The sequence below is a fragment of the Botrimarina mediterranea genome (assembly GCF_007753265.1).
Taxonomy (GTDB): domain Bacteria; phylum Planctomycetota; class Planctomycetia; order Pirellulales; family Lacipirellulaceae; genus Botrimarina; species Botrimarina mediterranea.
This window is the reverse complement of sequence record NZ_CP036349.1, coordinates 2519887-2545822: the sequence shown is the minus strand read 5'-3', so window position 1 is coordinate 2545822 and position 25936 is coordinate 2519887. Positions and strand designations below refer to the sequence as shown.

The following is a 25936-nucleotide window of genomic DNA, read 5'->3' as shown; positions in this document are numbered from 1 at the left end:
AGAGGAGCGGTGGACGGCTTCTGGAGCCGCCACCCACCAACAGCGATAAGCGACTACTTCGCCGGCTGCATCCGCAGGATTGTGAACGAGTTCGCCGGGAACTCCCGCTCGACGACGCCGTCGGACGCTTCGATCGACAGCTGCTTGGGCGCCACGCGCGTCGGCGCTTCGAACGAGTTCACGTCGCGCGGCGAGTCGGACGAGAGCTCGTAGGCGACGGCTCCCGTGACGCTCCCGCCGGCGAGGGCGACGCGCCCGGTCTGCGCGACCGCCGCGGGGTTTGCGATCGCGACGATCACTTCGCCCGTCTCGTCGTCGGCGCCGGCGGCGGCGTAGACCGGCGGCAACGGCGGCAGCTCGGCGCGGTGGATCTGTTCGCCATCGAGGTAGCAGGCGACCGACTGGGGGCCGACCTCGATGCGGACGTCGTACCAGCGGCCCTCTTCGACGCCGCCGCGTTTGCGCTCGAGTCCCAATAGCGGGGACTCCAGGCCGTGATCGACGTTGCCCCACCCGCCGAGGTTCCACCAGCTCGTCTCGCGCGGATCGGTCGAAGCGAAACTCACCAAGAACCCTTCGCGGCCGCGGAGTTTGCGGGCCTTGAGCGTGAGCGTGTAATCGGTCCAGTCCTCACTGCCGACGAACGCGCGGACGTTGGTCGCTTGGGAGGTCTGGCGCAGGACGCCGTCTTCGACGGTCCAGTCGCCGCCGTGTTGCTCCCATTCCTCGAGGTCGCCGCTCGACTCGTAGAGGACCTCGTCGCCGCGGGTGACCTTGATGTCTTTGAACTCGGCGGCGGTCTCCCACGTGCCGACGCCGATGCGGCCGCGCAACTGCGGCTGCGGGGCCGAGCCGGCTTCCACCGTGACGGGGAGCACCACGTCGGGGACGTTCTGGCCGTACATCGCCTGCACGTGGTATGAGGGCGTGCCGTAGCTCCTGGTGTTGTCGAACCAGATCAGGTCGGGCGCCCACTGCACGGCGCCTTCGCGGGCGAACAGCGGGGCGTAGCTCGCCATCGTCACGACGTCGGCGTTGCGCCACAGCCCCGTCATGAAGGCCGCCTCGGCGACCGCGGCGCGGAGCGTGCTCGCGCGGTCCGGCTCGTGCGCGGCGAACTCGCCCGCGAAGACCTTGGGCGCCGTGCGGTCATAGCCGTCGTAACGCTCGTGGTTCGACAAGAACCACTGCGGCGAGCGGTAGTAGTGCTCGTCAACGACGTCGGCCTTCACGTCCGATTGGAATCGCTTCCAGGCATAGTGGTAGTAATCGTCGTTGGCTTGCGGCCCGGAGGTGCTGACCACCTGGAGGTCCGGGTAGCGCTGCTTCAGCGCATGGTAGAAGACGAGGTAGCGCTCGAAGTAACCCTCCATCCACTGCTCGTTGCCGACGCCCAGCAGCTTGAGGTTGAAGGGTTCGGGATGGCCCATGTCGGCACGCAGCTTTCCCCACTTCGAGTCGATCGGCCCGTTGGCGAACTCCACGAGGTCGAGCGCGTCTTGCACCCAGGGGCCGAGCTCGTCCATCGGGACCACATCGCGGCCGCGAAATTGGCACCCCATCCCGCAGTTCACGATCGGGACCGCCTCGGCGCCGATGTCCTCACAGAACTGGAAGTACTCGAAGAAGCCAAGCCCGTACGTCTGGTGGTACTGCGGGTTTTCGCGGCTGGCCCACAGGTTGTCGTTCTGTTTCCGCTGCCAGACGGGGCCCACCGTGTCCTTCCAGCGGTAGGCGTTGTCGAGCGTCCTCCCCTCGACGATGCAACCGCCCGGGAAGCGAACGAACGCCGGCTTCAGCCCTTCGAGCTTCTCCGCCAAGTCCTTCCGCAAGCCGTTGCGTCGGCCACGGAAGGTGTCGGCCGGGAAGAGCGAGACCATGTCGAGGTCGTAGGCGCCGGGGCCGCCGAACTCAACCGACAGCTTCGCATCGCCTGCCGATTGCTCGGCAGTCAACTCGCCCTCAAAGCGGCGCCAATCGGACGACGCCTCGCCAAGCACGGCCCGAGCGATCTCCGCGCCCTCGCCGTCGCGCAGCACGACCGAGACCTCGGCGCCGGGCTGATCCGACCTGACATGCAGCGCCGCCAGGTATCGCTCGCCGGCCTGTACGGCGAAGCCATCGAAGCCGTCGTTGACAATCGCGCCCGATTCCGCCGACTCCGGCACACGCACCCGGGCGTAGGCGGGGTTGTTCTTGTGGAGGCCCTTCGTTGCGGCAACCTCGAGTGTGATCGAATCGTCGGAGACCGACCACGCATAGAGCGGCGCGCGGTGCTCGAAGCTCCGGTTCTGCACCATCTCCGCGTAGAGGCCACCGTCCGCCGCGTAGTTGATGTCCTCGAAGAAGACGCCGTGCATCGTGTCGCTGAACGCCGCGCCGCGCTCCCCGGCGTTGACGGTCAGCGCGAAGTCGGGCTTCGTCTCGGCGTTCGCACACGGCGTCAACGCGCTCCAACCAAGGCCCCAACCAAGAAGCGTCGAGAGACCAGCCAGGGCGAATCGCACGTTGAGCGTCGCGGCGACGCAACCGCGCGGACGCGGAAGTTCATGTGAAGTCATAGCTGCCGAAGAGAGGTGGCGTACCGATGAGAAAAGCTAAAAAACTTGTACATTTCCCGCACTCCGTCAGGCTATCATCGGGTCGCGACCGCTGCAACTCTTTTCACGCCGGAACCGCCGCTCTCTCCTCGAATACCTGCAACCGCTTGGGTTGTCTCGCACGCATGACCACACGCCTCCTATCCGCCCGCCTCGTCCTCGCCACGTGCCTCGTCGCGGTTGCCTCCTGTGTCTCTGTCGCGCGATCCGAAAGCTTCGCCGACTGGGCGCCGACGCCGCCGCGGGGGTGGAACAGCTGGGACTGCTACGGCGATTCGGTGACCGAAGAGGAAGTCCTCAGCAACGCCGAGTTCATGGCCGAGCGGCTGGCGGAGTTCGGCTGGGAGTATGTCGTGGTCGATATCCGCTGGACGGTACAGAACCCCGGGACGCGGCCGTACAACCAAACCGACCCGGTCTTCACCGTTGATGGCCACGGCCGCTTCATGCCGGCGCCGAACCGCTTCCCCTCGGCGGCGGGCGGCCGGGGCTTCAAGCCCTTGGCGGACAAGGTCCAAGACCTCGGGCTGCGGTTCGGCATTCACCTCATGCGGGGGCTCCCGCGCGCGGCTATTGAAGAAAGCCTCGGCGCGCCGGCGGGCGGCTACCCGATCGAGGGCTCGGCGTTCAAGACTTCCGACATCCCGCTCACCGATCACGGCGCCGTCTGGCTGCGCGACATGCGAGGCATGCAGAAGAGCGAAGCGGCGCAGGACTACTACGATTCGCTGATGAGGCTCTATGCCTCGTGGGGAGTCGACTTCATCAAGGTCGATGACCTCAACAATCCGTACGCCCAGCCCGGGCAGCCCAACTACTCCGGCGACGAGATCGAGATGCTCCGCGCCGCGATCGACCGCTGCGGGCGCGAGATCGTGCTGAGCACCTCGCCGGGGCCGACGCCGATCGATCAGGCGGAACACATCAGCCGGCACGCCAACCTGTGGCGCGTGTCGAATGACTTCTGGGACGAGTGGCCGGCACTCGAGCGCCAGTTCGAGCAGCTTCACCTCTGGACGCCCTACCGTTCGGAGGGCCACTGGCCCGACGGCGACATGCTGCCGCTGGGACGGCTCGCGATCCGTGGCGAACGCGGCGGCGAGCGCGGCACGCGCTTCACGCCGGCCGAGCAACGCACCCTGATGACGGCGTGGTGCATCGCCAAGTCGCCGCTCATCTTCGGCGGGGACCTCCCCTCAAGCGACGCCGCGACCATCGAACTGATCACCAACCCCGAGGTGCTCAAGGTCAACGACCACGGCGTGAACCCCAAGCAAGTCGCGCGCAGCGGATCCCGGATCGTCTGGACCGCCGACGCCCCCGCCGGCGGCAAGTACGTCGCCGTCATCCGGCTGAGTGAGACGGGCGAACCGTTCGAGGATCAACTCGATCCGCAGCTCGTCGGCCTGACGGCGCCGGTCCGGGCGCGCGACCTCTGGGCGCGGGAGGACCTCGGCGAATTCGCGGGCGCGATCCCCGTCGAGGCGGAGCCACACGGGTCTCGGCTGTTGCTGATCGAGGGCGCGGACGCGCCGGCCGGCGAGTGAGACCCTCCCTCGGATAGCGCCGCGGCACGGCGCCGATGCCCCTTCAAAAGCGGGCTTTTTGGGGACACCTCGCCTGAGCCGCCAGGAGCCACGTTGCGGCCCCTGTGGCGCGGGGTCGACGCTTGAGTCGTCCGAGTCATTTGGACGCGTTCTAGGGGCCTCTACGGCCTCCTGAACGGCTGTATATGACCACACCGCCCCGTCGTCCGCCCGGCTGCTCGCCCAGCGGTGGTTTATCGCAGCATCTCAGTCTCGGCGACCGTGAGCGTGCGGAGCTTCGAGCGGTACTTCGACGGCGTCGTGTTCAGCTCGCGCCGGAAGACCTGGATCATGTAGCTGGCCGAGCTGTACCCCGCCGCGTCGGCGACCGCGGGGATCGGCAGGTCGGTCTCTTCGAGCAGCCGCTTGGCGTTGTCGAGCCGCACCCGCTGGATCTCGGCCGAGACCGAGCGGCCGATGTTGTCGCGGAACAGCACGTCGAGCTCGCGCCGCGGCAACTCGGCTTGGTCGGCGACGTCGTCCGCGGAGATCTCCCGGCCGCGGAGCCGCTTGATCCAAGCCAGCGCCGACGCGACTTGGTGATTGGAGACGCCCGACAGGTCGGTCGAGGCCCGCGTCTCGACGCGCAGGACGTTCACCTGGATCCGGCGGGGCTGGTTCTTCCCGGTCCGCATCATCCGGTCGAGGTGGGCCGCCGCTTGATAGCCGCCCTCGACGCCGTTGAGCACGACGCTCGTCAGCGTCGGGCTGCAGAGCTCGCAGAGCAAGGAGTCATTGTCCACGCCGATGACGGCAACCTGATCAGGAACACTCTGTCGGCTCCGACGACATGCGTCGAGAACGTGCAAGCCGTGCTCGTCATTGCACGCCATGATGCCAACGGGCTTTGGCAGCGACTCGACCCAAGCGGTGAGGTTGTGGATCTCCCGATCCCAAAGGCCCACGGGGTCGGTCGATTGAGGCTCGAAGACATGCACCTCGTGACCGGCTTCGGCTATGACCTTCTTGAAGGTGCGTTGCCGGCGGTCGGACCATACCTTGCCCGGGGTGCCTACGAAGGCGTAGTGCGCGTAGCGCCGCTCCAGCAGATGCTCCGCGGCGATCTTCGCGGCGGCCTCTGAATCGACCTGCAGATCCGAGAACTTCGAGACGGGGTTGGAGGGGTCGAGTTGATCTTCGCTCTTGTCTAGCGCGATTGTCGGCAGGTCGGCCGCCAGCAGTTTCTCGGCAATGCTCTTGTTCGCTAAACGAGCCAGCACGCCGTCTCCCTGCCAGTACTGGGCCGAAGGGAAGTCTTGCTCAAAGTCACCCGGCGTCAGGTGGAAGCTCCACGGCCCGTGAAGCCGAGCAAATCGGGCGACACCAAGAGCCACATCGCGGCCGTAGCCGCGAGAAGTCTCAATTAGTAGGGCGACCAGTGGCGGCTTTCGCATGGGAGTCAGCTCTTACCTCTAACGCGGACAACTTGCCGACTTCTTTCTATCGACGATCTCTACTAATCCTCGACAAAGGAATTTAGCTTCGCGCCGAAGGAACTTAGCTTTTCGTCAGTATCTGAATCACAGATACCTTTCGCGACAAGAAGTGGTTCGGGAAGAAGGCTAAAAAAAAGTGAGAAGTCTGCTTGCCATCGTAACCAGCCGTGAGTAAGCTGGGAGACACTTCTCTAAATTATTTTGCTTCTTTCCCAAATCGCTCGCCGGCTCGGTCCTGCTCATCAAGGAGTACCGCCAGTCGATGCCGCAGCGATTGCGAGTGAAGCGGAGTCAACTCGTCTCGCTGTGTGTCCGCTATCCGGATTCTGAGTTCTGAACAAATCTGCCGCGAAGTAATGAAGCGCCGCGTGACCAAGCGTGCTTTTGATCCAAGACGCGAGAACCAACTAGCTTGTCGCTGTCGAACTCGGAATCGAATGTTTCGGCCCGTCGTGCTCTCTTCCATCCCTAGCATCGCGTGAAACTGCAACAGGGGAACCTGCATGTCTCGTCCACCTTCTCGTGTCCTGTCCCACGTCCTCTCAATCGCCGCGGTATTGTCCGGCGCGATCACCTCTCAGGCGGCGGTGACGCATAACTACCTCTTCAACTCGGGCGACGGGACTCAGATCCTCGACTCCGCAGGCGCAGCCAATGGCGTCGCACTCGACGGTGCGGTGGTCAACCCGGCGGAGAGCCGCTTGATCCTCAACGGGACCGGCGCCTACGGCGTTCTCCCGGGTCTCGACATCGCGATCAACACCTACACCGAAACATCGCTGGAGCTGTGGTTTACGCAGACCGGCAACACGGACGCATTCACCGCCGCGGCGATGCTGGGGCGCACCAGCACCGGTGAGAATGGTGAAACCAGTGGCCTCGGCTACGACTACCTGATGATGCAGCCGACGCGGGGGCCCACCGATCAAGGCAGCCGCGGCGCCATTTCCAACGGCACGTTCGACGCCGAAGCCGGCGTCACCGACGGCGCCCGCGACCTCAACGATGGCCAACTGCACCACATGGTGCTGACGGTCGACGCCACGAACGTCGGCTATTACGTCGACGGCGCCCAGATCGGCCTCGCGCCGCTCGGCGAGTTTTCACTGGCTAACGTCAGCAACGACTTGGCCTATCTCGGACGCTCGCTCTACAACGACCCGTTTTTCAATGGATCGATCTATGAGTTCCGCATCTACGACAACGCCCTGACCGACGTCGAAGTTCAAAGCAACTTCCAGGCGGGCTGTCTCGATAACTGCGGCAACCCGATCCGCCTCGAGGTCAATCGCGAGACGGGCGAGGCCGTCTTCATGAACGACCTCAGCATCCAAAATGTGGTCGCTTACTCGATCACCTCGGCGTCGGGCTCTATCGACGTCAACGGCTGGCGATCGATCACCGACTTTAGCGACGCCGACGGCGACGGCTCAATTGACGCGGACGACGCCTGGGTCATCGACTCGTCCCTTTCGACGCTCATCGGCGAGACCGACCCGCTGAACGCCGGCGCCGACGATGGCTTCCAGCTTGGCGACCCCGCGGACCTCGGCGCGTTGTTCGCCCGGTCGCCGTACGAGGACCTCGTCGTCGCCGCCACGGTTTATGACGGCTTCGTCGAGTCCACCATTAACATTCCGGTGATCTACAGCGGCGACTCCATCGGCCGCAGCGACTTCGACGCCGACGGCGTGCTCGATGCGGACGACTACGCCATCCTGCTCTCCAGTCACTTGCAGACGCTCGCCGGGACAACGGCCTACGAGACTTTCCTCGAAGGCGACGTGAATGGCGACGGCGTCAACGACTTCAACGACTTCCGTCTGTTCAAGAACGACTTCATCGCGGCCAACGGTGAGGCGGCCTTCGCCGCTCTGACCGCGATCCCCGAGCCGACGACGGCGGCGCTGGCGGCCCTGGCCTTCGCCGGGTTGGCGGGAATCCGTACGCGTCGCTGAGCTACCAAACTGTGCTGCTCTTCACAACCTGATTAGGCCTCTTCTGGAGTTGACTCGTGAACGTAAACCTTCGCCGTGTGCTTGCCGCAGCCGCGATGTGCGCTGTGGCCCCCGCCTCCCTCGCTGCAACGATCGCCCACTGGGACTTCGAGACCGATTTGATCGCCGGCTCCGCAGCGCCGGGTCAAACCGTCTCGCACCCCAGCGCCAACGGAGCCTTTGACGCCGCGATTGCGGACCTCTCAGGCAACGGCAACGAGTTGTCGGCGTTCACCGGCGCCGGCGGCTTTGCCGAGATGCGGTTCAGCGGCAACGTCGCCCCCAACGCGCAGACGGGATCGACCTTGAGCGTCACGGGCATCACCGACGAATCGACCGGCGCCAGCGTCTGCTGCGAAGTGCTTTCCACCGACGGCGACCTCGACTTCGGCGGCTCCCCTGTCGGCGAGCTCGCCGCCTGGACGATCGAAGCGTCGGTGAACTTCGCGGACGCCGGGGGCTGGCAGACCGTCGTCGGCAAGGACGGAGTCGGGCAGGCCACCAACGGCGACCTCAACCAAGCGCCCCTCTACTTCCAGAAGATGGGCGACGGCACCGAGCGATTCCGAATCAACTACGTCGATGTCCTTGGCAATGTCCACACCGCTTTCAGCACCACCACCGCGGTGGCTGACGAGTGGTACCACCTCGCCGCCACCAACGACGGCAGCACCATGAAAATCTTCGTCAACGGCGTCGAGGAACACGCGGTCGACCTGACGACGTCGGCCGACACCCGGATGGTCGCGCTCGACGAAGCGGGGCTGGCCGGCGCCGATCCCTACGGCTGGTCGATCGCCCGCGGCATGTACAACAACGGCCACGGCGACCGCGTCAATGGCTATGTCGATGATGTCCGCATCAGCAACGTCGCGCTCAGCCCGGGGCAACTGCTGTTCGTCCCCGAGCCGACCGCTGCCGCACTCGTCCTACTCGCTTCCGTCTTGAGCGTCGGCTCCCGCCGATCGTGATTCTCCTCCCCACCATCCACCGGCTGAATGCGGTCTTAAGCGCTTATCAACCAAAGGCCAAACACCTCTTGCGGAGACTGATGATATGACAATGCACTTCAGGCCCACGATGGCGAAGCGGATGGGGCTCGGCGCCTTGGCCGGCCTCGCAGCGCTGGCCGTTCAGACGGCGCCCGCTCAGACCGTGGCCTACTGGGACTTCGAAGACGGCGTCGATGGGCAGGAGTTCACTCCCGCCGAAGCCGAGCTCGGTTCGGGCGGCTCGGTGGACACTGTCAACAGCATCCTGATGCGCGGCTACAACGAGCAGTACGGACCCGCCTGGACCGCCAACACCGCCGACGGCGCTGGCTTGGCGATGAACCTCCAACTCAACGACGGACCAAACACAAGCTCCGACGGCTACGTCACCGAGGGCGCACTCCACAACTGGTCGCCTACCGCTTGGACCATCGAAACCCACGCGATGCTACGGAGCCTCGGCGGGTGGAACTCACTGATCGGACGCGATGGTTCCTCCGCCAGCGTCGCGGAATCGGATTTCTATCTCCAGAACAACGGCATCGACGACCAGTACCGCATCAACTTCCTCACCACCGGCGGCGCGCGGTGGGTCCTTGACGCGGCCCCCGCCGAGGGAATCCAGGCCAACGCTTGGTACGCCATCGCCGTCCGCAGCGACGGTCAGACCCTGAGCATGTGGATGGACGACGGCTTTGGATCCGGCTACCAGCAGGTCGGCACGCTCGACATGTCTTCGCAGACCGCCGCCAACAACGCGCTGGTCGGCTCCGAACTGGCCTGGACCTTCGGTCGCGGTTGGTACAACGGCGGCAACGTTGATCACATCAACGGCGTCATGGACAATGTCCGCTTCACCGAGGGCGCGCTCGACCCGAGCGAGTTCCTGCCCTTCGAGGTCGGCTCGACGCTGACGCTCGTCGTCAATCCCGACACGGGCGAGGCCAGCCTCCGCAACGACACCAACGAGGCCTTCGGCTTCGACTACTACCGCATCGATAGCGACGCGGGCGACCTCTCGACCGCCGGTTGGAACTCCCTCAGCGATCAGGGCGTCGACGCCGTCGGGCCCAATCCCGGCGAAAGTTGGGACGAGGCGACCGGCGCGAACTCGGCCAACCTGCTCGTCGAACAGTTCCTGTCGGGCGAGAGCGTCCTCGCTCCGGGTCAGTCGCTGTCGCTGGGGTCGCCGTACGCCGGCTCCGGCGAGGGGGACCTCGAGGTCCGCTACGCCCGCACGGGCGCCGGTCTGCAACGCTCGAAGGTCGTTTACTCTACGATCGAGCTGCCCGGCGACTTCAACGGCGACGGCTCGGTCAACGCCGCTGACTACACCGTCTGGCGTGACAACGAGGGCTCGACTTCGAGCCTCGCCGCGGACGCCAGCGGCAACGGCCGCATCGACCGCGCGGACTACAACATCTGGGCCGCCAATTACGGCGCCACGCTCTCGTCCTCGGCAGCGATCCCCGAGCCGGCCGCCGCGTTGCTGGCGTCGCTGGGCGTGGCCGCCTTGGTTGGCGGTCGTAGCCACCGCGGCTGAAGGTTTCCCACCTGTTTAACAACGACGGCAGACGTCGAATGAACTTGAGGAAGTTAATGCTGACCTCGCTCGGGAACGGCCGTCGAACCTACGCGACGCACGGGGTGGTCGTCGCGTGTTCGATCGCCGTTCTCGCGGCGGGGTGCGGCCCTTCGACGGCAGACTTGGCCGGAAAGGTCACGATCGACGGCAAGCCACTGCCCGACGACGCGAAGGGGACGCTTTACTTCGCGCCGACCAACCCCGACGCCGGCAAGGCCGTCGCCTCCGCCATCGAAGGCAGCGCCTACCAAGCCTCGGGCGTGCCGTCGGGCGAGATTAGCGTCAGCTTCGAGATCACCCAAGACGTGGGACCGAAGAAGGTCAGTCAGCGAACGGGGGCGGAGTACCAAGAAACCAAGAGCCTCGTCCCGCCCAGCGCGGCGGGGGGGCTGCGGATCGATGTCACAGGCGATAACGCGAACCAGGATTTCGATCTCTAACGGTCGCGCCGCGACGCGCGGCGGACCGGTAACGCAAAGCCCTGGGCCCTACCCCGAACGTCCATGAACGCTGAGCAGATCGCCGTACAGAACGTTGCAAAGGAGTTCCCAATCATGCTAGGCAAGAATCGGTGCGGCTTTACCCTGGTCGAGCTGCTGGTGGTCATCGCGATCATCGGCATTCTCGTAGCGCTGCTCTTGCCGGCCGTCCAGGCCGCGCGCGAGGCGGCGCGACGCGGGCAGTGCCTGAACAACCTCAAGCAGCTGAGCCTCTCGATGCTTAACTACGAGAGCACGCATGAGGGCCTGCCGCACGTCGCGAAGTTCTGGCTCACCCCCGAGGCGACCGCCTTCTACCCCACCGGCCTTGGCTTGCCCGATAACGCAGGTTGGTACGACGACCACGGGTGGTACATACCCCTAGCGCCGTTCTTCGAAGAGGCGAGCCTCGAGAATGCCGGCAACCCCGATGCCTCGCTTAGCCACGAGTCGAATCTCGCGGTTCGCAAAGCGTATGTCTCTATGATGGTATGCCCCTCCGATATCGGCCATCAGCCCAACGAATGGGACGCCGCCGACGCCCGCTACTGGGCACGTGTGAGAACCAACTACTTGGTGAATGGCGGCAACACCGTTTACGGGCAGCTCAACGTGGTCCGCGCCGACTGCCCCGCCGAGATCCCTGACTGCGGTCAGTTCAAGGGGTCGCCCTTCGTCCCCCGCAAGCCCGGCTCGATGGGAAAGATCACCGATGGGACTTCGAAGACCCTCTTGGCGTCGGAAGTGGTGGTGCTTCCGCAAACGACGAATTGGGGAGGCCCTTATTCGGATGCGCAAACCGCGCTGGGGGGTCAGGTCTTCACGGGATTCAACACCCCGAACACCAAGTCACGCGACGCTCTCGCTCGTCGTGGTGAATGGTGGGTCGCCGAGGTGCAATCGGCGTGGGCTCAGGCTCAGCTTCCCGGTTACGAGCCCGCCGTCGCCGGCGGCGCGCCGCTCGGACCGCTGCTCTCCACCTCGGTCATCCCCAACTACGGCGGACGCGGCGGCGGCGGTCCGCCGGCTGATTATGCGAACGACGGCGCGCCTGGAAACGGCGCTTCGCCGGGCAAAGAGCACAAGACGCAGCACATCGCCGCGCGGAGCCGGCACCCGGGCGGCGTCAACGCCGCGCGTTGCGACGGGTCGGTGGCGTTCTACACCGACAGCGTCAGCTTCGTCGTCTGGAACTCGCTCACCTCGTCGCGGGGCGAAGAGGCGTTCACCGAGTGAGTCGGTGATTGGAGTCTTTCGGTGAGGCGCTGGCCAAGCAGCGGAGGTTGGCTCGTCAGACGCCAACGTCCCTCGGGTTCCTCGTGATGCGTCTCTTCGTCTTCTCTATGGCCGCTGCGACCTCTCGCCGACCCGCGGCGCGCTCGCTGGCGGCGCTTCGCATCGCTCTAGCCGAGGGAGCCCGATGAGCCGCCTCGCCCGTCCGCTGCGTGTGGCGCTCGCCCTAGCGGCGGCTGCACTAACGATGCGGGCGAGCGGGTCTGATGTGGCGTCGCTGCGGGGCGACCTGCGGGCCCACGACCCCTCGTCGATCGTCAAGCAAGGCGAGCGCTATTACTTGTTCAGCACCGGCTGGGGCATGCGGACGAAGCACTCCGACGACCTCGTGAGCTGGTCGGAGGGCGCCCCGGTCTTTGCCCGTGACGCCGCGCCGCCGTGGACGCGGCAAGTCGCGCCGGGCATCCGCGGGCACTACTGGGCTCCCGACGTCGTGCGTCATGGCGACCGTTACCGGCTCTACTACTCGGTCTCGCGCTTCGGCAAGCAGACCTCCGCGATCGGGCTCGCGGAGTCCGCGTCGCTCGACACTGGCTGGGAAGACCGCGGCGTCGTCATCCAATCGCGCGCAGGCGATCCTTACAACGCGATTGACCCCTCGGTCCTGATCGCCAGCGACGGCCGGCACTGGATGGCGTTCGGCTCCTTCTGGGACGGCGTCCACCTGACGGAACTCGACCCCGCCACGGGGCGGCGACGCGACGCTTCGTACGAGCCGCGGCGGATCGCCAGCGCTAAAGAGATCGAAGCGCCGACGCTGCTCGAGCGTGACGGCTGGCATTACCTGTTCGTCAATCACGGGCTCTGTTGCCGCGGCGTCGATAGCACGTACCGAGTGCTCGTCGGCCGCAGCGAGCGTGTCGAAGGCCCGTACCTCGACAAGGAAGGCCGCCCGCTCACGGAAGGCGGCGGCGCGCCGTTCTTGGCAAGCGAGGCGCCGCGGATCGGCCCCGGGCATATCGCCCCGCTGGCGGATTCGCAGGGCGACCGCTTCGCCTTTCACTACTACGACGGCGACGACCGCGGCAGGTCGAAGCTCGCGCTGGCCCGCTGGCGCTGGTCGAGCGACGGCTGGCCCGCAGCGACCAACGTGCAACTGGCCAGCCCCGACGTGAACCGTCCCTCGCCAACTCGTTAGCAACCTCCTCTCGATAGCCCCCGCACCATGAGCCACGTTATGCGAACCTCTTCGATAGGGCTGGCAATGCTGCTGGCCGCGACTTGTTCGATGACCGTCCAGGCGGCCACCTACCACGTCTCGCGGCTGACCGGCGACCTGCACATCCCGGTGGACGCCGAGGTCGTACCGGGCTTCGAAGACAAGATCTTCATCGCCCAACTCGGCGGCGTCGCGTCCGACGGCACGGACGGCGACCCCATCACGAAATCCGAGGGGCGGATCGTCGTCTACGACCGCAACACGGGCGCCGTCGATTACGACAATCCCTTCTTGGTGATCAATGACACCAGCCTAGTCGATCCGTACGGCGTCCCGGAGGTCGGCCTGTTCTCGATGGCGTTCCACCCCGAGTTCCAGACCAACGGCAAGCTGTACGTTAACGCCGCCGTCAACCACACCGGGCCGGCGCCGACGGTGGACTCGCGCGTCTCGCCGTTCAAGACCGTGGTCCGCGAGTACACGGTCGACGTGAACAACCCCGCGTTGCCGGTCACCGGTTCGCGCACCATCCTCACGCTCGATCAACCCGCCGCCAACCACAACGGCAGCTGGATCGGCTTCAACCCGCACGAAAGTGCGCAGGGGATTCACAACCTCTACATCACCCAAGGCGACGGCGGCGATCAGCACGACCCTTTCAACTACGCGCAGAACCCCAACAACTGGTACGGGACCGTGATGCGGGTCGATGTCGACGGCGACGACTTCGCCGGCGACGCCGACAAGAACTACGCGATCCCCGCCGACAACCCGTATGCCGACGGCGTGGACGGCGCGCCGGAGGTCTGGGCCTGGGGCTTGCGCAACCCCTGGCGGGCGAGCTTCGACTCCGCGAACGGCGACATGTACATCGGCGATGTCGGGCAAGGCTGGTACGAGGAAGTGAACCTCATCCCCGCCGGCACGAGCGGGCAGAACTTCGGCTGGCGCCTCCGCGAAGGGACGGTGGCGACGCCGACCGGCGGCGTCGGCGGGCCGTCACGCTCGGCAGTCGACCCGATCTACGCTTACTTGCACTTCGGCCGACCCGGCGCCAACCCCGACTTCGCCGGCAACTCGGTGACCGGCGGCGTCCTCTACCGCGGCCCGATCCAAGAACTCGACGGCCGCTACATCTTCGCCGACAACGTCTTCGGTCAGATCTGGTCTTTCGACCCAGCCAACCCGCTCGGCACCGTGCAGAACATGAACTCGCTCTTCACGCCCGACGAGGGGCAGATCTTTGGCGTTACTTCCTTCGACCTCGACGAGAACGGCAACCTCCTGATCGTTGATGGCGCCGGCGGGCTCTACACGTTGCTAGCGAACGCGGCGCTGACGCTCACCGTCAATCGTGAGACGGGCGAGATGACCTTCAACAACTTCACGGGCGATCCGGCGGCGATTAAGTCTTATCAGCTGACCTCGTCGGTGGGAGCGATCGGCGTGACGGAGTTGACCCCCGTGACCGGCAACTACGACGCGTCTCCGGGCGGAGACGGCTCGATCGATGCGACCGGCGATTGGCAAATCCTCTCCGGTCCCAGCGACCCGTTCGTGTTCGAAGAAGGCGCGATCGGCGCCGCCCCCACCTTCGCCGATCAACAGGGCTTCCAACTCAGCGCGGCGGGAGGCTGGATTCCGTCGCCGAACGAGGACTTGGTGCTTACTGTGACGCTCGGCGACGGGACCGTCGTCCCGGCGTCTGTCGAGTACATCGGCAACGATGGCGTTCCCTACGTCGCGGGCGACATCGACTTCGACGGCGAGGTCTCCTTCAGTGACTGGGTGGTGTTCAATGACAATCACCTGACCGACATCGCCGGAATGAGCCCCGCCGCAAGCTACGGCCACGGCGACTTAGACGGCGACGGCGACAACGATTTCGACGACTTCCGCCTGTTCCAGCAGCTATTCGATTCGGCCAACGGGGCCGGCGCATTCGCCAAGGCTATCGGAGTTGTCCCGGAACCGAGTTCATTGCTGATCGGATCGGTCGCAATCCTGGCCGTTGTCTCGCGACCACAGCGACGCGTGTCCTTTGACGGCCTGTTGGCCTAGAGTCCTAGAGCATCGACGGTCACCAGCGATTCCAAAGGACTACTGCGTTCAAATCGCTTAGCTCTCGACGGCGCTTGCGTCGCTGACTTAGTAGCGCGCCGCCTACGGACGCGACCGCGAGGCAGGCGCCCGTCGGTTCGGGAATCGTTGCTAGATAACCTTCGAGGAACAGCGATGCGTGGTGAAGCTTGGCCATCGGATTGTCGCCGTCGGGGCTGAGAAGCACGTAAATGGTATTGCTTGGCTCGATCGCTGCCGACGAGGTCGAGAGAATAAACTCCAAGACGTGAATCTCATCGGCGGGGTGTGAGTTGATCTGGTAGAGCACCGCCACCTCTCTTGCCCCGCCAAATGGAACGGCTTCCATTAGCGTCACCGTGCCGAAGTCGATCGAGTCGGCCACCCCCATTGCGGCCTCAACGGTGATGAGATCCCCGGGCGCAAGCTGCGTCAGTGTCGGCGCCGTGTTCGCACCAGGCATCATCGGAGGCGATTGCCAACGAGTAACCCCTATCAACTCCAGAGACAGGCTATGCCCGAGTAGTGCTGTCGCGGCCGAAGGCGAGACATCGTACTCGGGGAGGGTGGCGTAAGCTTGATCGAGCCCCGGCGTATTTTTCCAGTGGTCGTGGATAACGTTGACGTAGGGTCGTGTGAGCGGCGCGCCATCGGATTCGCCGTTGTTTACCCCTTGTGCCTGTAGTTTGCCGTTAACGACCTCTACCGAGAAGCGGCGCCCGATGTGCGCGTCGGCAAGACTCGCTGAAAGAATCAACGCGGGCATGGCGAACAAAACCAGCAAGAAGCCCTGCTTCGGTTCTTGGTTCAAGACGCTCATTCGAACTCACCCCACACTGTTGTCAGGGCAGACTCAGACTCCGATTCAGGAGCCGACTCGGCTGCTTCAAGCCGCGACTCATGCGAAGAGTCAGACTCCATCGCAGGCGCGACGGACTGTGTATTGCTCATCAAGAGCAGTTGATCCCGGATCAACGCGTTGCTCGCTGCCAACAGTTCACGGTAGCGCGGGCGAAGAAGAGTTGGTTCAACCTCATGGCCGCCGAACAGAGAGCTCATGGCGGCATCGAGAGGCGCTAGCGGGTCTGCCCCGACTTCAGTGGTGGTTGGCTCCGGCGCGACGCCGGCAACGACCGACGGACCTGACGGGTCGATCGTCTCGATACTTGTGATCGAGGGCGATGCCGCAACAGCCGTCGCGATTGGCGCATTCAAGGCGTCAAAGGCGTCTCTCCAAACCGTGTAGTCGGCGGCGTTGACAACGCCGTCGCGGTTTCCATCCGCCCCAAGTAGCAGGTTGGACCCGTACGTCTCCTTCCATACGGTGTAGTCGTTCTGATCGATGTCGCCGTCGATGTCGTAATCGCCGGCAATCGGATTCACGTACCTCACCCGGTAGACCTTAGCCCCCGCAGCAGTAGCGCCGTTGGCGCCGCTATCTTCGTAGAGATCCGTGAAATAGAGACCGTCCGGACCGGCCGCGAGCCCCACCACGGTCGATCGCCCCGTGCCGACGTACTCGATCAGGGCGTCGGGGCCGTCAATGAGGACGCCTTCCGAATCAATGACGAACTCGGTGATCCGCTTGCCATTGGATTGTGGGCCACCCGCGTAGGTCGGTCCGGACTCGCTAACGAACGCGTGGTCCTGCATGTTGGCTGGAAACTGGCTGCCGCGAAAGGTCTCCGGCTGAACGAAGGTCACGTTGACGGGCGCCGTCGCCAATTGCCAGTTGTAGAGCGCGCCAACCTGCATTGAAGCGTTCGATCCGTCCCAACCGTAGTTCGCGCCGCGAATGACGCGGGCAAACCGGTCCACGCTCGGGCCATTCTCTACTTCGTAGTGCTGACCGTCCGAGGCGCGCCAGGCTCCGCCGAACGGATTGCGGAAACCATACGCATAAATGTAGTCCCGCGCGTTGATCCCATTGGCGGCGTTATAGAACGGGTTGTCCGACGGCGCGCTGCCGTCGAGATTCATCCGCAACACTTTGCCGCGGTACATATCGAGGTTCAATGCGGTCGAGGCGTCAAACCCATCGCCGTTGTGGACATAGAGCTTGCCGTCAGGACCGATAGAGATGTTTGATATCTGGTGGGACTGCCCCTGGGTCTCCGGCTGCATGTTCAGCAGCACCGTGCGTGAGTCGATCTCCAATCCGCCGGCGACGCTCGTGAGGCGTTCAACCTTAGGATAATGAACTGGGCCGCCGGGGGGGCTACCATTGTCGGCGAGCATGCCAACAAACAGGTGGTAGATTTCTGGATTGAGTTCGTCGCGCATCACGGCGATGCCCGTCAGTCCTTGCTCTCCCGATCCAGAGATGGGACCGGTCGGGTTGTAGTCGAGGAGACCCGTCGCAAACTCGTGCTTCGTCCCGTCGCGCGTCACGACTTGGATCGAGCCGTACAGCTCGGTAACGAAGTAGAGCGGGTCGTCCGGCTCGGCGCCGGGGTTGGGGACGAACGCGATGTTGACCGGCAACCGGTAGTCGGAACCAACCTCTTCGATCACAAAGCCGGGCTTGGTTGCGATGAAAGGCACGCTGAGGTTGGCTTCACGGGCGATCGAAGTGAAGACGGGCTCCGTCTGCCCCGGCAATCCGAAGTAGGTGCCACCGGACGATGCCACCCAAAGGATCAACTGCTCGCCGGCGGCCAGGTTGACACTCGGTAGAAACACCGTGAGATCTTGCCCATCGTCGGTGGTAACCATTAGGTCCGACGACAATAGCGACAGGCTATTCGACCCCGCGGAGATCACGATCTTGACCGACGCATGGGCGCCCAGGGTCGCGAAATTGGTCACCTCATTTCCTGAGGCGGAACTCCCGGCGATGCGAATGAACTCGTCCCCAGTGGCTCCACTAACGATCTCAAGACTGGGGGCTTCGCCGCCGGCCTCGCCCTCTCCATAGAATTGAATCTCGCTGAACTGGACCGAATCCGCCGGGCCTTCGTCACGAAGAGAAGTGAAAACGATTCGGTAGGAGGTGAACTCACCCGCCTGATTATCGACGTTGACCACCGGACCGGCGGCGAATCGAGTGATCGGCAAGTTGACCGACCCCGAATCGATGAACGTCCATGCCTCCGCCTGACCCGTGCCATGATTCACGGATTGTATCGCTTCATTCGTCCCATAGAGCGCCCATCCGGTAGGGTCGCGATCCGGTTCGTCGTTCGCAGTCCACAGCTGAAAACTTGTAACGGTCGATGGCCCCGACTCGGGGGTTACGATCAGACCGGAATTGACTTTGCCGTGGTTGATGTACTTGGTGGCGACCGAGCCGTCCACGGCGTTCTCGGGCCCTTCGCCCGGCGAAGAGTCGCTCTGTGGCGTCGCTTCAACGTCTTGGATCGGGATGATGAAATTTCCAGGCGCTAGGACATCCGGCCCCGTGCCGTTAGAGGACGTATGGAACGAGACCTCTGCAAGCTGCATGCTATTTGCGACGGCGCCATTCTTCACCGTCGGAAACACTAGCTTGTAAGACGAAAACGCCGTTGTGTTATTGAAGCTAGTCGGCGTCCCGCTGGTAAGTCGCGACGCCGGCAATGACAGTGCCCCCCCTGCGATTTGTGTCCAGTTCTCGTTGCGGCCGTTTCCGTGGGCGTTGGAAGTGATGGCGTCGTTCGTGCCATAGAGCACCCACGACGCCGGGTCTCGGTCGGCCGCGTCGTTGGCGGTAGTGATTACGAAACTGCGAACGACGGCAGGTGACGTGGGAGTGACGATGAAACCCGTGTTCTCACGGGCAAAGTTCAAGTACTTCGTCTCCGGGTCGTTGTCGAGAACATTCGACGCCTGCTCATTGGCGGGAGAGTCGCTGTCGGTACTCAGGTCGAAGTCGAAAGCTATTGTCGAATCATTCTGCCCCAAGATGCCACTACCCACGGGAAGCTCAACCGGCGCGCCGAGTGTCGTGGTCCAAACCGGCGGAGTCGCATCATCAAGGTCCTCGAACTGCATCGGGAAGATCGTCGATGCGGCGCCCGTCTGGAAAACCCGCGTCGAATAAGCGCTGACGGAACCGGCGTCGTCGCGGAACCGGACACGCAGTTCATACTCGGTATTCGCGGCCAGCTCCGTCATTCCGGCTTGAGAATTGACAAAGATGCCATCGCCCAGGTGCGTATGAAGGCGCTCGACGCCAATAATGCCAAGCGTTTGCCACACAACCTCGGCGCCCGGGCCGGTCGTCCAGATCTCCCAGTCGGTCGACTTGTGCTGGTCGTTGTCCGCATCGACAAACCCAACCGCCTCCATATGGACGTCCGCCGGGTTGGTGACCTGGCCAACGATAGACGGTTCGGTGATCGTCGGCGCCAAAGGCGAGGCGTTGCCGCCGCTTGATATGCCGACAATATGGACGAAATTGATCCGAGTCGCCTTGTCCGCTGCCCCGCCTGAGTCAATCGTCAATCGGCCGTCCGCCACGGTGACGTTGACCGTCTCGGTCAACGGACCCGGGCCGTCTGGAACAGCGTTGAAGGCGCTGACGCCTTCGACGTTAACGGTGTGAACGCCATCGTTGTTCGATGGGTCGCCCACCCCCACAGTAACCTCGTACGCGCCGTTGGCGAGCGCGAATTCCCACGACTGACCGGCCTCGATATGGATCAAGGTGTCGAACCGTTGATCGGCCGTGAGACTGCGTTCGCGCGCTTGGTCGGTATGATCGGAAGTCCACCCGTAAGTGAGGCCTCCGCCGCGAGCGCCGTAGTTCAAGCCGATGTCGCGGACATAGTGTGTCGGCGTCGTCGCTTCGTCGTTCTGAAAATTAACGAGGTAGGTGTCGCCAGCGAGTAGACGGCGTTCTTCGAGCCACTCGACCCGAGCGGCACGGTGCATTCGTGGATTGCGCATCGAAGGTGCAGAGATTGTTGCTGAGAGACATGTCAGTCAGCACAGCATGGGAGTAGCGGAGTTGTGACTTCAGTGTAAATGCCGCGGGGCCAAACGGGGCAATCGATCGCATGCGATCAACCGGCCTACCCCAATGGGTCGAGGATGCCGGTCTTCTTGGCGGCCTTCGTTTACTTGATCCAGTGGACGCGGACTCGAATCTTATCGTAGCTAGCCCGCTCGTCGCTTGCAGCGACATCGGGAGATTCGTACCCGATCTCGCAGTAGTCGGCGTCGCTTGCACGCACCTCGTGAACGAGTGGCGCTGACTCGCCCGTATCAGTCGATCCGGTCGACTGGTCTCCGTCGAGAGGGCGCCCGATGAAGCTCAGGTCCAATGGCTCGTCCGACCGATTGTCGATCGAATAGAGCCCGAACTTCTCTTCCCCCTTGCTCTCCTCGTAACGCCACCAGCGTTCCGCTCTGTTTGCGCAGAGAATGTCCAAACGACAAGGCTCGCCGCTAGGGCACGACACCTGGATCAGAATCGACTGCCGCGGCTCGACCTGAAGGGTGTAGCTATCGGCAGGCATGGGCGCTTTGATGGCCCTGACCTCTCGTTCGGGAGTGGCAACCACCTGTGACTTGCCAGACAGCTCGATGTCCTCCGGTCGGCGCAGACGGAGGATCACGCTGACGTCATTGAAGTCGCTGTCGGCTTCGAAGACTTTGTCCGGCGCCCCCGGTATGCCATAGATCGCGCCGTCATCCCACCCCAGAAACATGAGGTCGCGACTCACCGTGAGTGGCTTGAAGTCACTGTAAGCCCACTTACCGCCGTCAGCAAAGTTCGGGCCTTTGCTGACGCCACAGAGCAGGTAGTAGCGGGTCTGGTCGTACTCATTAAAGTCGACCCAATAGCCGATCCGGCCGACACGCCATGACGAACGAGGACGCGTCACGACATCGTGATTGTTGAACGAGAGAGAATGCCCGGTCAACGCTCCGTCGGCCGTGACGCGTTTGACGATCAGCGCATTTTCCTTGACGGACTCCACATCGACCAACAGCTCGATGCCGTGACCAGGCGGCAAGGCGACGAGATAGCCTTTCCCAGCGGCGCCGTTGAAGGGTTGAAGATCGACTTCGCCGGGGACCAAACGTCCATCGTGAAAATTGGCGGGGGTAATCCTTGGCTTGACTTCCGTCCACAAGCCCGCCGAGGTCGCTGGAAAGTGGCCAAGCAGATTTCCCTGTTCACTGCGTTTGGCTTCTAACCAACGCTCGGCTGCATCAATTTGCTCTTGGGTGTAGTCCGTGTCGGGTCGGCTCCACCACACCCGGTCGAGAGAGTACGCGACGATGGCGCCGCCCATGGCGGCGGCTCCCAGCGCCCCAAGAATCACCGCCGCGACCGCCACAGGGGACGGGGCACGCACCGGGAACCAGATTAGCCTCAAGAGCTTTCGAGCAAGCGCTGTCACCGCCGTCTCGGCGTCTTGCCGCGACCTACCCCGTCGGCTTTGGGAAAGCCGATTGCGGAGATGCGTCCCGGCGCCGGTTCCTTGGAAGGATGGCAACAGCTTCGACGCCTCGGATTCGCACAGCGACTCCAGCGGAGCGCCGAGGGAGTTCCACTCGACATTCAGGAGCGAATGCAGCGAAAGGTACTTGATGTACTCGTCCTGAAGACCGGGGTTGTCCCTCAGCAGCGCGTCGAGTTTGTCGAGCGCGGAGGGATCGCGGGCGTCCAGCAGTTCGGACAGCAGCGCGTCGAGTTCGCTCTGGCTTCCCGAGTTCGAGTTATTAGACATAGTGATAGTCCGTCCGATCTTGGACGTTAGTTCCTCACGTCGGCTAACTGCCGCTGCACACACGTCAGCAGGCCGCGACGAATGCGGTGCAAGGCAACCTTAATCGATGAGGAGCTCTTCCCCATCTTGCCCGCCATCTCGTCGATCGTGCTTCCGTCCCGATAACGGAGCTGGACCAGTTCAAGACTGCCCTTACTCAGCTGCGCGAGACAGTGTCGCAGCGCAAGGCGGTCCTCCGACGTGTCGTCGTTCAGTTCCGCTCGCTGCTCGAGTTGCCGCACCACCTCCTCACTGAAGACTAGCCGCTCGCGGCGCCGATCACGCACGTACGCCAGGGCCTGCATATAGGCGACGCTGCGGGCCCAAGCGACGAAATTAGTGCCAGGCGTGTAGTCTGCCCACTTCTTCAACAAGACGATGTTGGCTTCCTGGAGCACCGTCGATGCGGCATCACTGTCGCCGAGGATCGTCAGCAGGTACCGGTGCAACGCAAGCTGCATACCGACCAGTTGCTCGACGACCTCCTGGTACTCTTCCGACTTATCCATCGCTTGGTGGGGTTTCGCCACGGTCCTCATAACGTAGTCCGGAATAGGCGCGGGGGAATCAAGGTGTAACGGCCTGTGTGAAGAAAAAGAATCGGCCCCCCTGCAAAGCTGCCGCACCAGCGATCTGAGCTCAGCATGTACCGCCTAATGCTCCTGGTTGAAGCAAGATCGGCACAGGCAATCATTCGCGAATCTGCGCTGATCGCTGCAAAGAGACTTGTCGAACAATTCGCGGCGCCTGAAAGCTGCACTCGGCGACTTACGGGGTCCCTGTTAAGTACGTAGAGCTCCGCTTGCCGCCGCCGCCGGATTCGCAACGTGAAAGAGCGATCCGCGATCACGCTAGAAATCGCCGACGATCTCGCCATCACTACGGTGACCAAGGTGATTGAACAGCCGGTGATCCGTATCGTAGCTAATGTTGTGTACAGACCCATCGGCAAACCCGGCATTCATTCCAGCAGGATGGGCAGCCCCAAAACGATAACCCTGAAGGTTGCCGCTAGTCTCATTTCCGGGCGCATCACTCACAACGTCAGGTCCAAACTTGCATACACAGGAACGCACGGTGTCTGGGTCCCACCCGCCAGCCCAGCCGTGATCGTCATGCCACTCACCGCGATCGTAGTAATTGGGATTCAATTGCTTTTCTGCAACTACAAAAGTGTGGCTACTACCATCAGTGATTTTTGCGAAGTTCACTTTTGTGTAATAACCGGTTACTGTTCCTGCGGTTGCACTGGTCTTATAGAGATTACTACGTGTAATCACCCCCCAATACCCCACGTACCCCGGGCTGCCTTTCACCTTTCCACCTGGGACGTCGTGTATAGCTCCATTGCCAAGAAAACCCCATAGCGGGCGACGGGCGCACCCCTTCGTGTCTTGAGTTGTAGCGTCATCGTCGAAAAAGGGACTCGTGCCTATTTGAACATTGAATAGATCAAATAGTTGAGAGTCGCTTGGAAATGGCACCGCCGCTGCATAGTCAACTAGTGTCGGGTAGACAGGCCCGTTTGGGCTGGGAAAATCACTTGCACGCACGGCACGTGTGATTCCTCGCCGACTTGGGCAGTTGTAGCCGGCAACTGCGGTGTCCTCTAGCTGCCATTGCTCCGTGAGGTTTGTCACCGCGCCTTCTTCAAGATAGGGAAGTATCTGATAGGTCCACCCCAACCCTTGATTAGCGGTGTCTTCATCGCGATACCAATTGATGTTCGGCCACGGTATGACGCCCCCGGAAGGGAAAACCTTCTTGGCATCGACGTGATTATGCATCGAAAGCATGATTTGCTTTACTTGGTTGACACATTGCACGCGTCTGGCCGCTTCGCGCGCCGCCTGAACAGCTGGCAGCAGAAGCGCGACGAGGATGCCGATGATCGCTATGACCACGAGCAGTTCGACAAGGGTGAATGCAAGGGGTTGAATCCGATGATTTGTACGCAGGGGCGATACGCGCATCTGGCGCCTCGTTGGACAGAGCAGCCCGACCGCGGCCATGAGGGCCGCGGTCGGACCGCCAGTTAAGGTTTTGACAATCCGTACGTCAGGGGCCGCTTTAGTTTCGCTTCTGCCTCAGACCGAAGAGCGAGAGTAAACCCAGGACCATTGCCGAGGTACTTGGCTCAGGAATCGCCAACGATGCAGGCAGGCTGTAGTCCTTGCCGTAGTTCGCCACCCAAAGGTCGTAGTCCGACTGCGTAACACCGCCGCCGTCGCCGTTGCCATTCAGCGCCGACTCGTCCGGGTCGTTCAGGTTGTCGCGCCAGACGGTGTAGTCGGCGGCGTCGACCAAGCCGTCTGCGTTGAAATCGCCCAGGCTCGGCGCCGGGGTGACGATGTCGCCAAACAACTGGATGTCGGCTACCTGGAAGCCGTTATCCTGCTCGGGGTCCCGGAGGGTCGGGAACACGAACTTGTACGACGTGTACTCCGTCGAATTCGTCAGCGCCACAACGTCGCCTGTCACGTTGCGGTCCAGCGACACTTCCAAGTCGGAGAACGCCCCGGACGAGATTAGCGTCCAGTTCTCACCCTCGCCCTGGCTATTGTCCTCACTTACGATCGACTCGTTCGTGCCGTAGAGCTCCCAGGTCGCAGGGTCGCGATGCGTGGCGTCACCGCCGGTCGTGATCTCGAAGCCATCCACGATCGTGGTGCCAACCGCCGGGGTGATGATGAAGCCCGAGTTCGGGCCACCGGCGTTGAAGTTCTTGGTGGCGCCACGGTTCGTATCGATCGCTAGCAGACTTGGCGTTCCGACTTCGAGAATATCCTGGCCGGTGCCGTCGGCCGAGGTAAAGAACGAGGCCTCGGAAATTTGCATAAGACCTGCCCCGTTGGTCGTCGGGAACAGCATCTTGTAGGACGAATACGCGTTGGCGTTCGGCACCGAGACAACCGGACTGTCGGTGAACAAACCGGGCGGGACCTCGATCGATCCGCTACCAAGTTCGACCCAGTTCTCGGCATCGCCGAAGCTGTTGTCGAGTGATGTAATCGGGTCGTTCGTACCGAAGAGCTGCCACGATGTCGGATGACGATCGATTGCATCGTTTGCGCTCGTGACGATAAAGCTCTGCACCTGAGCCGGTGAGTCTGGCGTCACGATGAAGCCGCTGTTGGGTCCGCCGAAGTTCAGGTATTTCGTTCCCGTGTCGCCGTCAACAAGAAGCCCTGGATTCTCACCGGCGGGATAGCTGCTGCTGGCGGTATAGGCATAATCGACGATATTCGCGGGGGATTCATCGGCAAAGTAAAAAGACGCCGGCTGGGGAAGCTGATACGCAATTGCATAATCAGCGATGCCGAAGACGCCACTTCCACCCGCATCCGGAGCCGTGTATAGCTGGACGTCGGCTATCTGGATGCCATTAAATGCATCCCTACCGCCCGGGCCGCCTTTCGCACCTGTAAACTCAATGCGGTAATTATTGTAGGCGGTCGAGTTGGCGAAGTTGATTGCGGGCAACTGAGTGAGTCGGTCTTCCGGGAACTCGAGGGCGCCGTTCGCAATCTGGGTCCAGTTCTCCCCCCCATCGAGACCACTGTTGTCCGCACTCGAGAGAAAGTCGTTGCTGCCATAGAGTATCCAACCTGCTGGATCACGATTTACCGCGTCATCGGCGGTTGTGAATTGAATACTCTGAGCAATTGTGTTGCCAAACAACGGCTCAACCGCCAAACCAATTCCATTTGGCGGCTGGCCGAGATTCAAGTACTTGGTGTTGCTGATCCCGTCGATCGCCGAGTCCGCGCCTTCGCCCGGAAAATAGAAGCTGTCCGTTGCCGGGGGGCTGGTATTGATCGCCAGGACGGACGCGTTGGTATTCAACAGCGGCACGGCGTGGACGGCGGGCGCCGCCACCAGTAACGCCAGAGAAGGTAACAGCAAGTGTGGTGCAAAGCGAATGCAAGTCACGTCGAGAACTCCCTGTAAGAGATCGCCATAGTACGAAGGGTCGTGGGCCGCCAACGGGCTTTCGGCAAACCGTTGACCGCCCACCCAAAGGCCTAT

Annotated in this window: 16 protein-coding genes; 8 read left to right on the top strand and 8 right to left on the bottom strand. The window is 63.0% G+C overall.

Annotated features, from left to right (window positions below):
* Positions 1-53: 53 nt before the first annotated feature.
* Entirely contained in the window at positions 54-2561 is a 2508-nt protein-coding gene (locus tag Spa11_RS10085; RefSeq protein WP_145111638.1) for an alpha-L-arabinofuranosidase C-terminal domain-containing protein, read from the bottom strand.
* Between the two features lie 164 nt (positions 2562-2725).
* On the opposite strand from Spa11_RS10085, the gene Spa11_RS10080 reads away from it, so the two are divergent.
* Complete coding sequence (locus Spa11_RS10080; protein ID WP_197529880.1) at positions 2726-4147, top strand: glycoside hydrolase family 27 protein; 1422 nt, start codon at positions 2726-2728, stop codon at positions 4145-4147.
* Positions 4148-4380: 233 nt separating this feature from the next.
* Here Spa11_RS10080 and Spa11_RS10075 read toward each other — a convergent pair whose 3' ends face one another.
* A complete protein-coding gene (locus Spa11_RS10075) occupies positions 4381-5580 on the bottom strand; it encodes an AraC family transcriptional regulator (protein ID WP_145111632.1) in 1200 nt (399 codons plus the stop codon).
* A gap of 545 nt (positions 5581-6125) precedes the next feature.
* On the opposite strand from Spa11_RS10075, the gene Spa11_RS10070 reads away from it, so the two are divergent.
* The 7 genes from Spa11_RS10070 to Spa11_RS10040 all read left to right on the top strand — a co-directional run bounded on the left by Spa11_RS10070 (position 6126) and on the right by Spa11_RS10040 (position 15188).
* Positions 6126-7580 (top strand): LamG-like jellyroll fold domain-containing protein, encoded by a 1455-nt coding sequence (locus Spa11_RS10070; RefSeq protein ID WP_145111629.1) that lies wholly within the window; start codon positions 6126-6128, stop codon positions 7578-7580.
* Positions 7581-7636: 56 nt separating this feature from the next.
* Positions 7637-8590 (top strand): LamG domain-containing protein, encoded by a 954-nt coding sequence (locus tag Spa11_RS10065; RefSeq protein ID WP_145111626.1) that lies wholly within the window; start codon positions 7637-7639, stop codon positions 8588-8590.
* 85 nt (positions 8591-8675) lie between these two features.
* Positions 8676-10154 (top strand): LamG-like jellyroll fold domain-containing protein, encoded by a 1479-nt coding sequence (locus Spa11_RS10060; protein ID WP_145111623.1) that lies wholly within the window; start codon positions 8676-8678, stop codon positions 10152-10154.
* Between the two features lie 56 nt (positions 10155-10210).
* Positions 10211-10636 carry a hypothetical protein gene (locus tag Spa11_RS10055; RefSeq protein WP_145111620.1) on the top strand — a complete coding sequence of 142 codons (426 nt, stop codon included), beginning with the start codon at positions 10211-10213 and terminating at the stop codon, positions 10634-10636.
* A 114-nt stretch (positions 10637-10750) separates the two neighbouring features.
* Entirely contained in the window at positions 10751-11911 is a 1161-nt protein-coding gene (locus Spa11_RS10050) for a DUF1559 family PulG-like putative transporter (RefSeq protein ID WP_419184800.1), read from the top strand.
* 184 nt (positions 11912-12095) lie between these two features.
* Complete coding sequence (locus Spa11_RS10045; RefSeq protein ID WP_145111613.1) at positions 12096-13106, top strand: arabinan endo-1,5-alpha-L-arabinosidase; 1011 nt, start codon at positions 12096-12098, stop codon at positions 13104-13106.
* 39 nt (positions 13107-13145) lie between these two features.
* On the top strand, positions 13146-15188 hold the full coding sequence (locus Spa11_RS10040; RefSeq protein WP_197529879.1) for a PQQ-dependent sugar dehydrogenase: 2043 nt from the start codon (positions 13146-13148) through the stop codon (positions 15186-15188).
* Between the two features lie 19 nt (positions 15189-15207).
* Here the strand turns inward: Spa11_RS10040 and Spa11_RS10035 are convergent, their stop codons facing one another.
* The 6 genes from Spa11_RS10035 to Spa11_RS10010 form a co-directional block, all read right to left on the bottom strand.
* The gene (locus Spa11_RS10035; protein WP_145111606.1) at positions 15208-16026 is read right to left on the bottom strand and encodes a hypothetical protein; all 819 of its coding nucleotides are present in this window, start codon (positions 16024-16026) and stop codon (positions 15208-15210) included.
* Positions 16023-20075, bottom strand: coding sequence for a PQQ-dependent sugar dehydrogenase (locus Spa11_RS10030; protein WP_145111603.1), 4053 nt, complete (start codon positions 20073-20075; stop codon positions 16023-16025). Before Spa11_RS10030 ends, Spa11_RS10035 begins: the two co-directional genes overlap by 4 nt.
* 170 nt (positions 20076-20245) lie before the next feature.
* The gene (locus Spa11_RS10025; RefSeq protein WP_145111599.1) at positions 20246-21868 is read right to left on the bottom strand and encodes a hypothetical protein; all 1623 of its coding nucleotides are present in this window, start codon (positions 21866-21868) and stop codon (positions 20246-20248) included.
* 26 nt (positions 21869-21894) lie between these two features.
* Positions 21895-22416 (bottom strand): sigma-70 family RNA polymerase sigma factor, encoded by a 522-nt coding sequence (locus Spa11_RS10020; RefSeq protein WP_197529878.1) that lies wholly within the window; start codon positions 22414-22416, stop codon positions 21895-21897.
* Positions 22417-22758: 342 nt separating this feature from the next.
* Positions 22759-23880: a DUF1559 family PulG-like putative transporter gene (locus tag Spa11_RS10015; protein ID WP_197529877.1), complete on the bottom strand. Its 1122-nt coding sequence runs from the start codon at positions 23878-23880 to the stop codon at positions 22759-22761.
* Between the two features lie 97 nt (positions 23881-23977).
* A complete protein-coding gene (locus tag Spa11_RS10010) occupies positions 23978-25894 on the bottom strand; it encodes a PEP-CTERM sorting domain-containing protein (protein WP_145382605.1) in 1917 nt (638 codons plus the stop codon).
* Between the last annotated feature and the right edge of the window lie 42 nt (positions 25895-25936).

Coding starts and splice junctions, on each gene's coding strand:
- Spa11_RS10050 (WP_419184800.1), top strand. CDS start 10,751: ATGCTAGGCAAGAATCGGTGCGGCTTTACCCTGGTCGAGCTGCTGGTG.
- Spa11_RS10030 (WP_145111603.1), bottom strand. CDS start 20,075: ATGCGCAATCCACGAATGCACCGTGCCGCTCGGGTCGAGTGGCTCGAA.
- Spa11_RS10015 (WP_197529877.1), bottom strand. CDS start 23,880: ATGCGCGTATCGCCCCTGCGTACAAATCATCGGATTCAACCCCTTGCA.
- Spa11_RS10085 (WP_145111638.1), bottom strand. CDS start 2,561: ATGACTTCACATGAACTTCCGCGTCCGCGCGGTTGCGTCGCCGCGACG.
- Spa11_RS10055 (WP_145111620.1), top strand. CDS start 10,211: ATGCTGACCTCGCTCGGGAACGGCCGTCGAACCTACGCGACGCACGGG.
- Spa11_RS10080 (WP_197529880.1), top strand. CDS start 2,726: ATGACCACACGCCTCCTATCCGCCCGCCTCGTCCTCGCCACGTGCCTC.
- Spa11_RS10020 (WP_197529878.1), bottom strand. CDS start 22,416: ATGGATAAGTCGGAAGAGTACCAGGAGGTCGTCGAGCAACTGGTCGGT.
- Spa11_RS10035 (WP_145111606.1), bottom strand. CDS start 16,026: ATGAGCGTCTTGAACCAAGAACCGAAGCAGGGCTTCTTGCTGGTTTTG.
- Spa11_RS10045 (WP_145111613.1), top strand. CDS start 12,096: ATGAGCCGCCTCGCCCGTCCGCTGCGTGTGGCGCTCGCCCTAGCGGCG.
- Spa11_RS10040 (WP_197529879.1), top strand. CDS start 13,146: ATGCGAACCTCTTCGATAGGGCTGGCAATGCTGCTGGCCGCGACTTGT.
- Spa11_RS10075 (WP_145111632.1), bottom strand. CDS start 5,580: ATGCGAAAGCCGCCACTGGTCGCCCTACTAATTGAGACTTCTCGCGGC.
- Spa11_RS10025 (WP_145111599.1), bottom strand. CDS start 21,868: ATGTCTAATAACTCGAACTCGGGAAGCCAGAGCGAACTCGACGCGCTG.
- Spa11_RS10070 (WP_145111629.1), top strand. CDS start 6,126: ATGTCTCGTCCACCTTCTCGTGTCCTGTCCCACGTCCTCTCAATCGCC.
- Spa11_RS10060 (WP_145111623.1), top strand. CDS start 8,676: ATGACAATGCACTTCAGGCCCACGATGGCGAAGCGGATGGGGCTCGGC.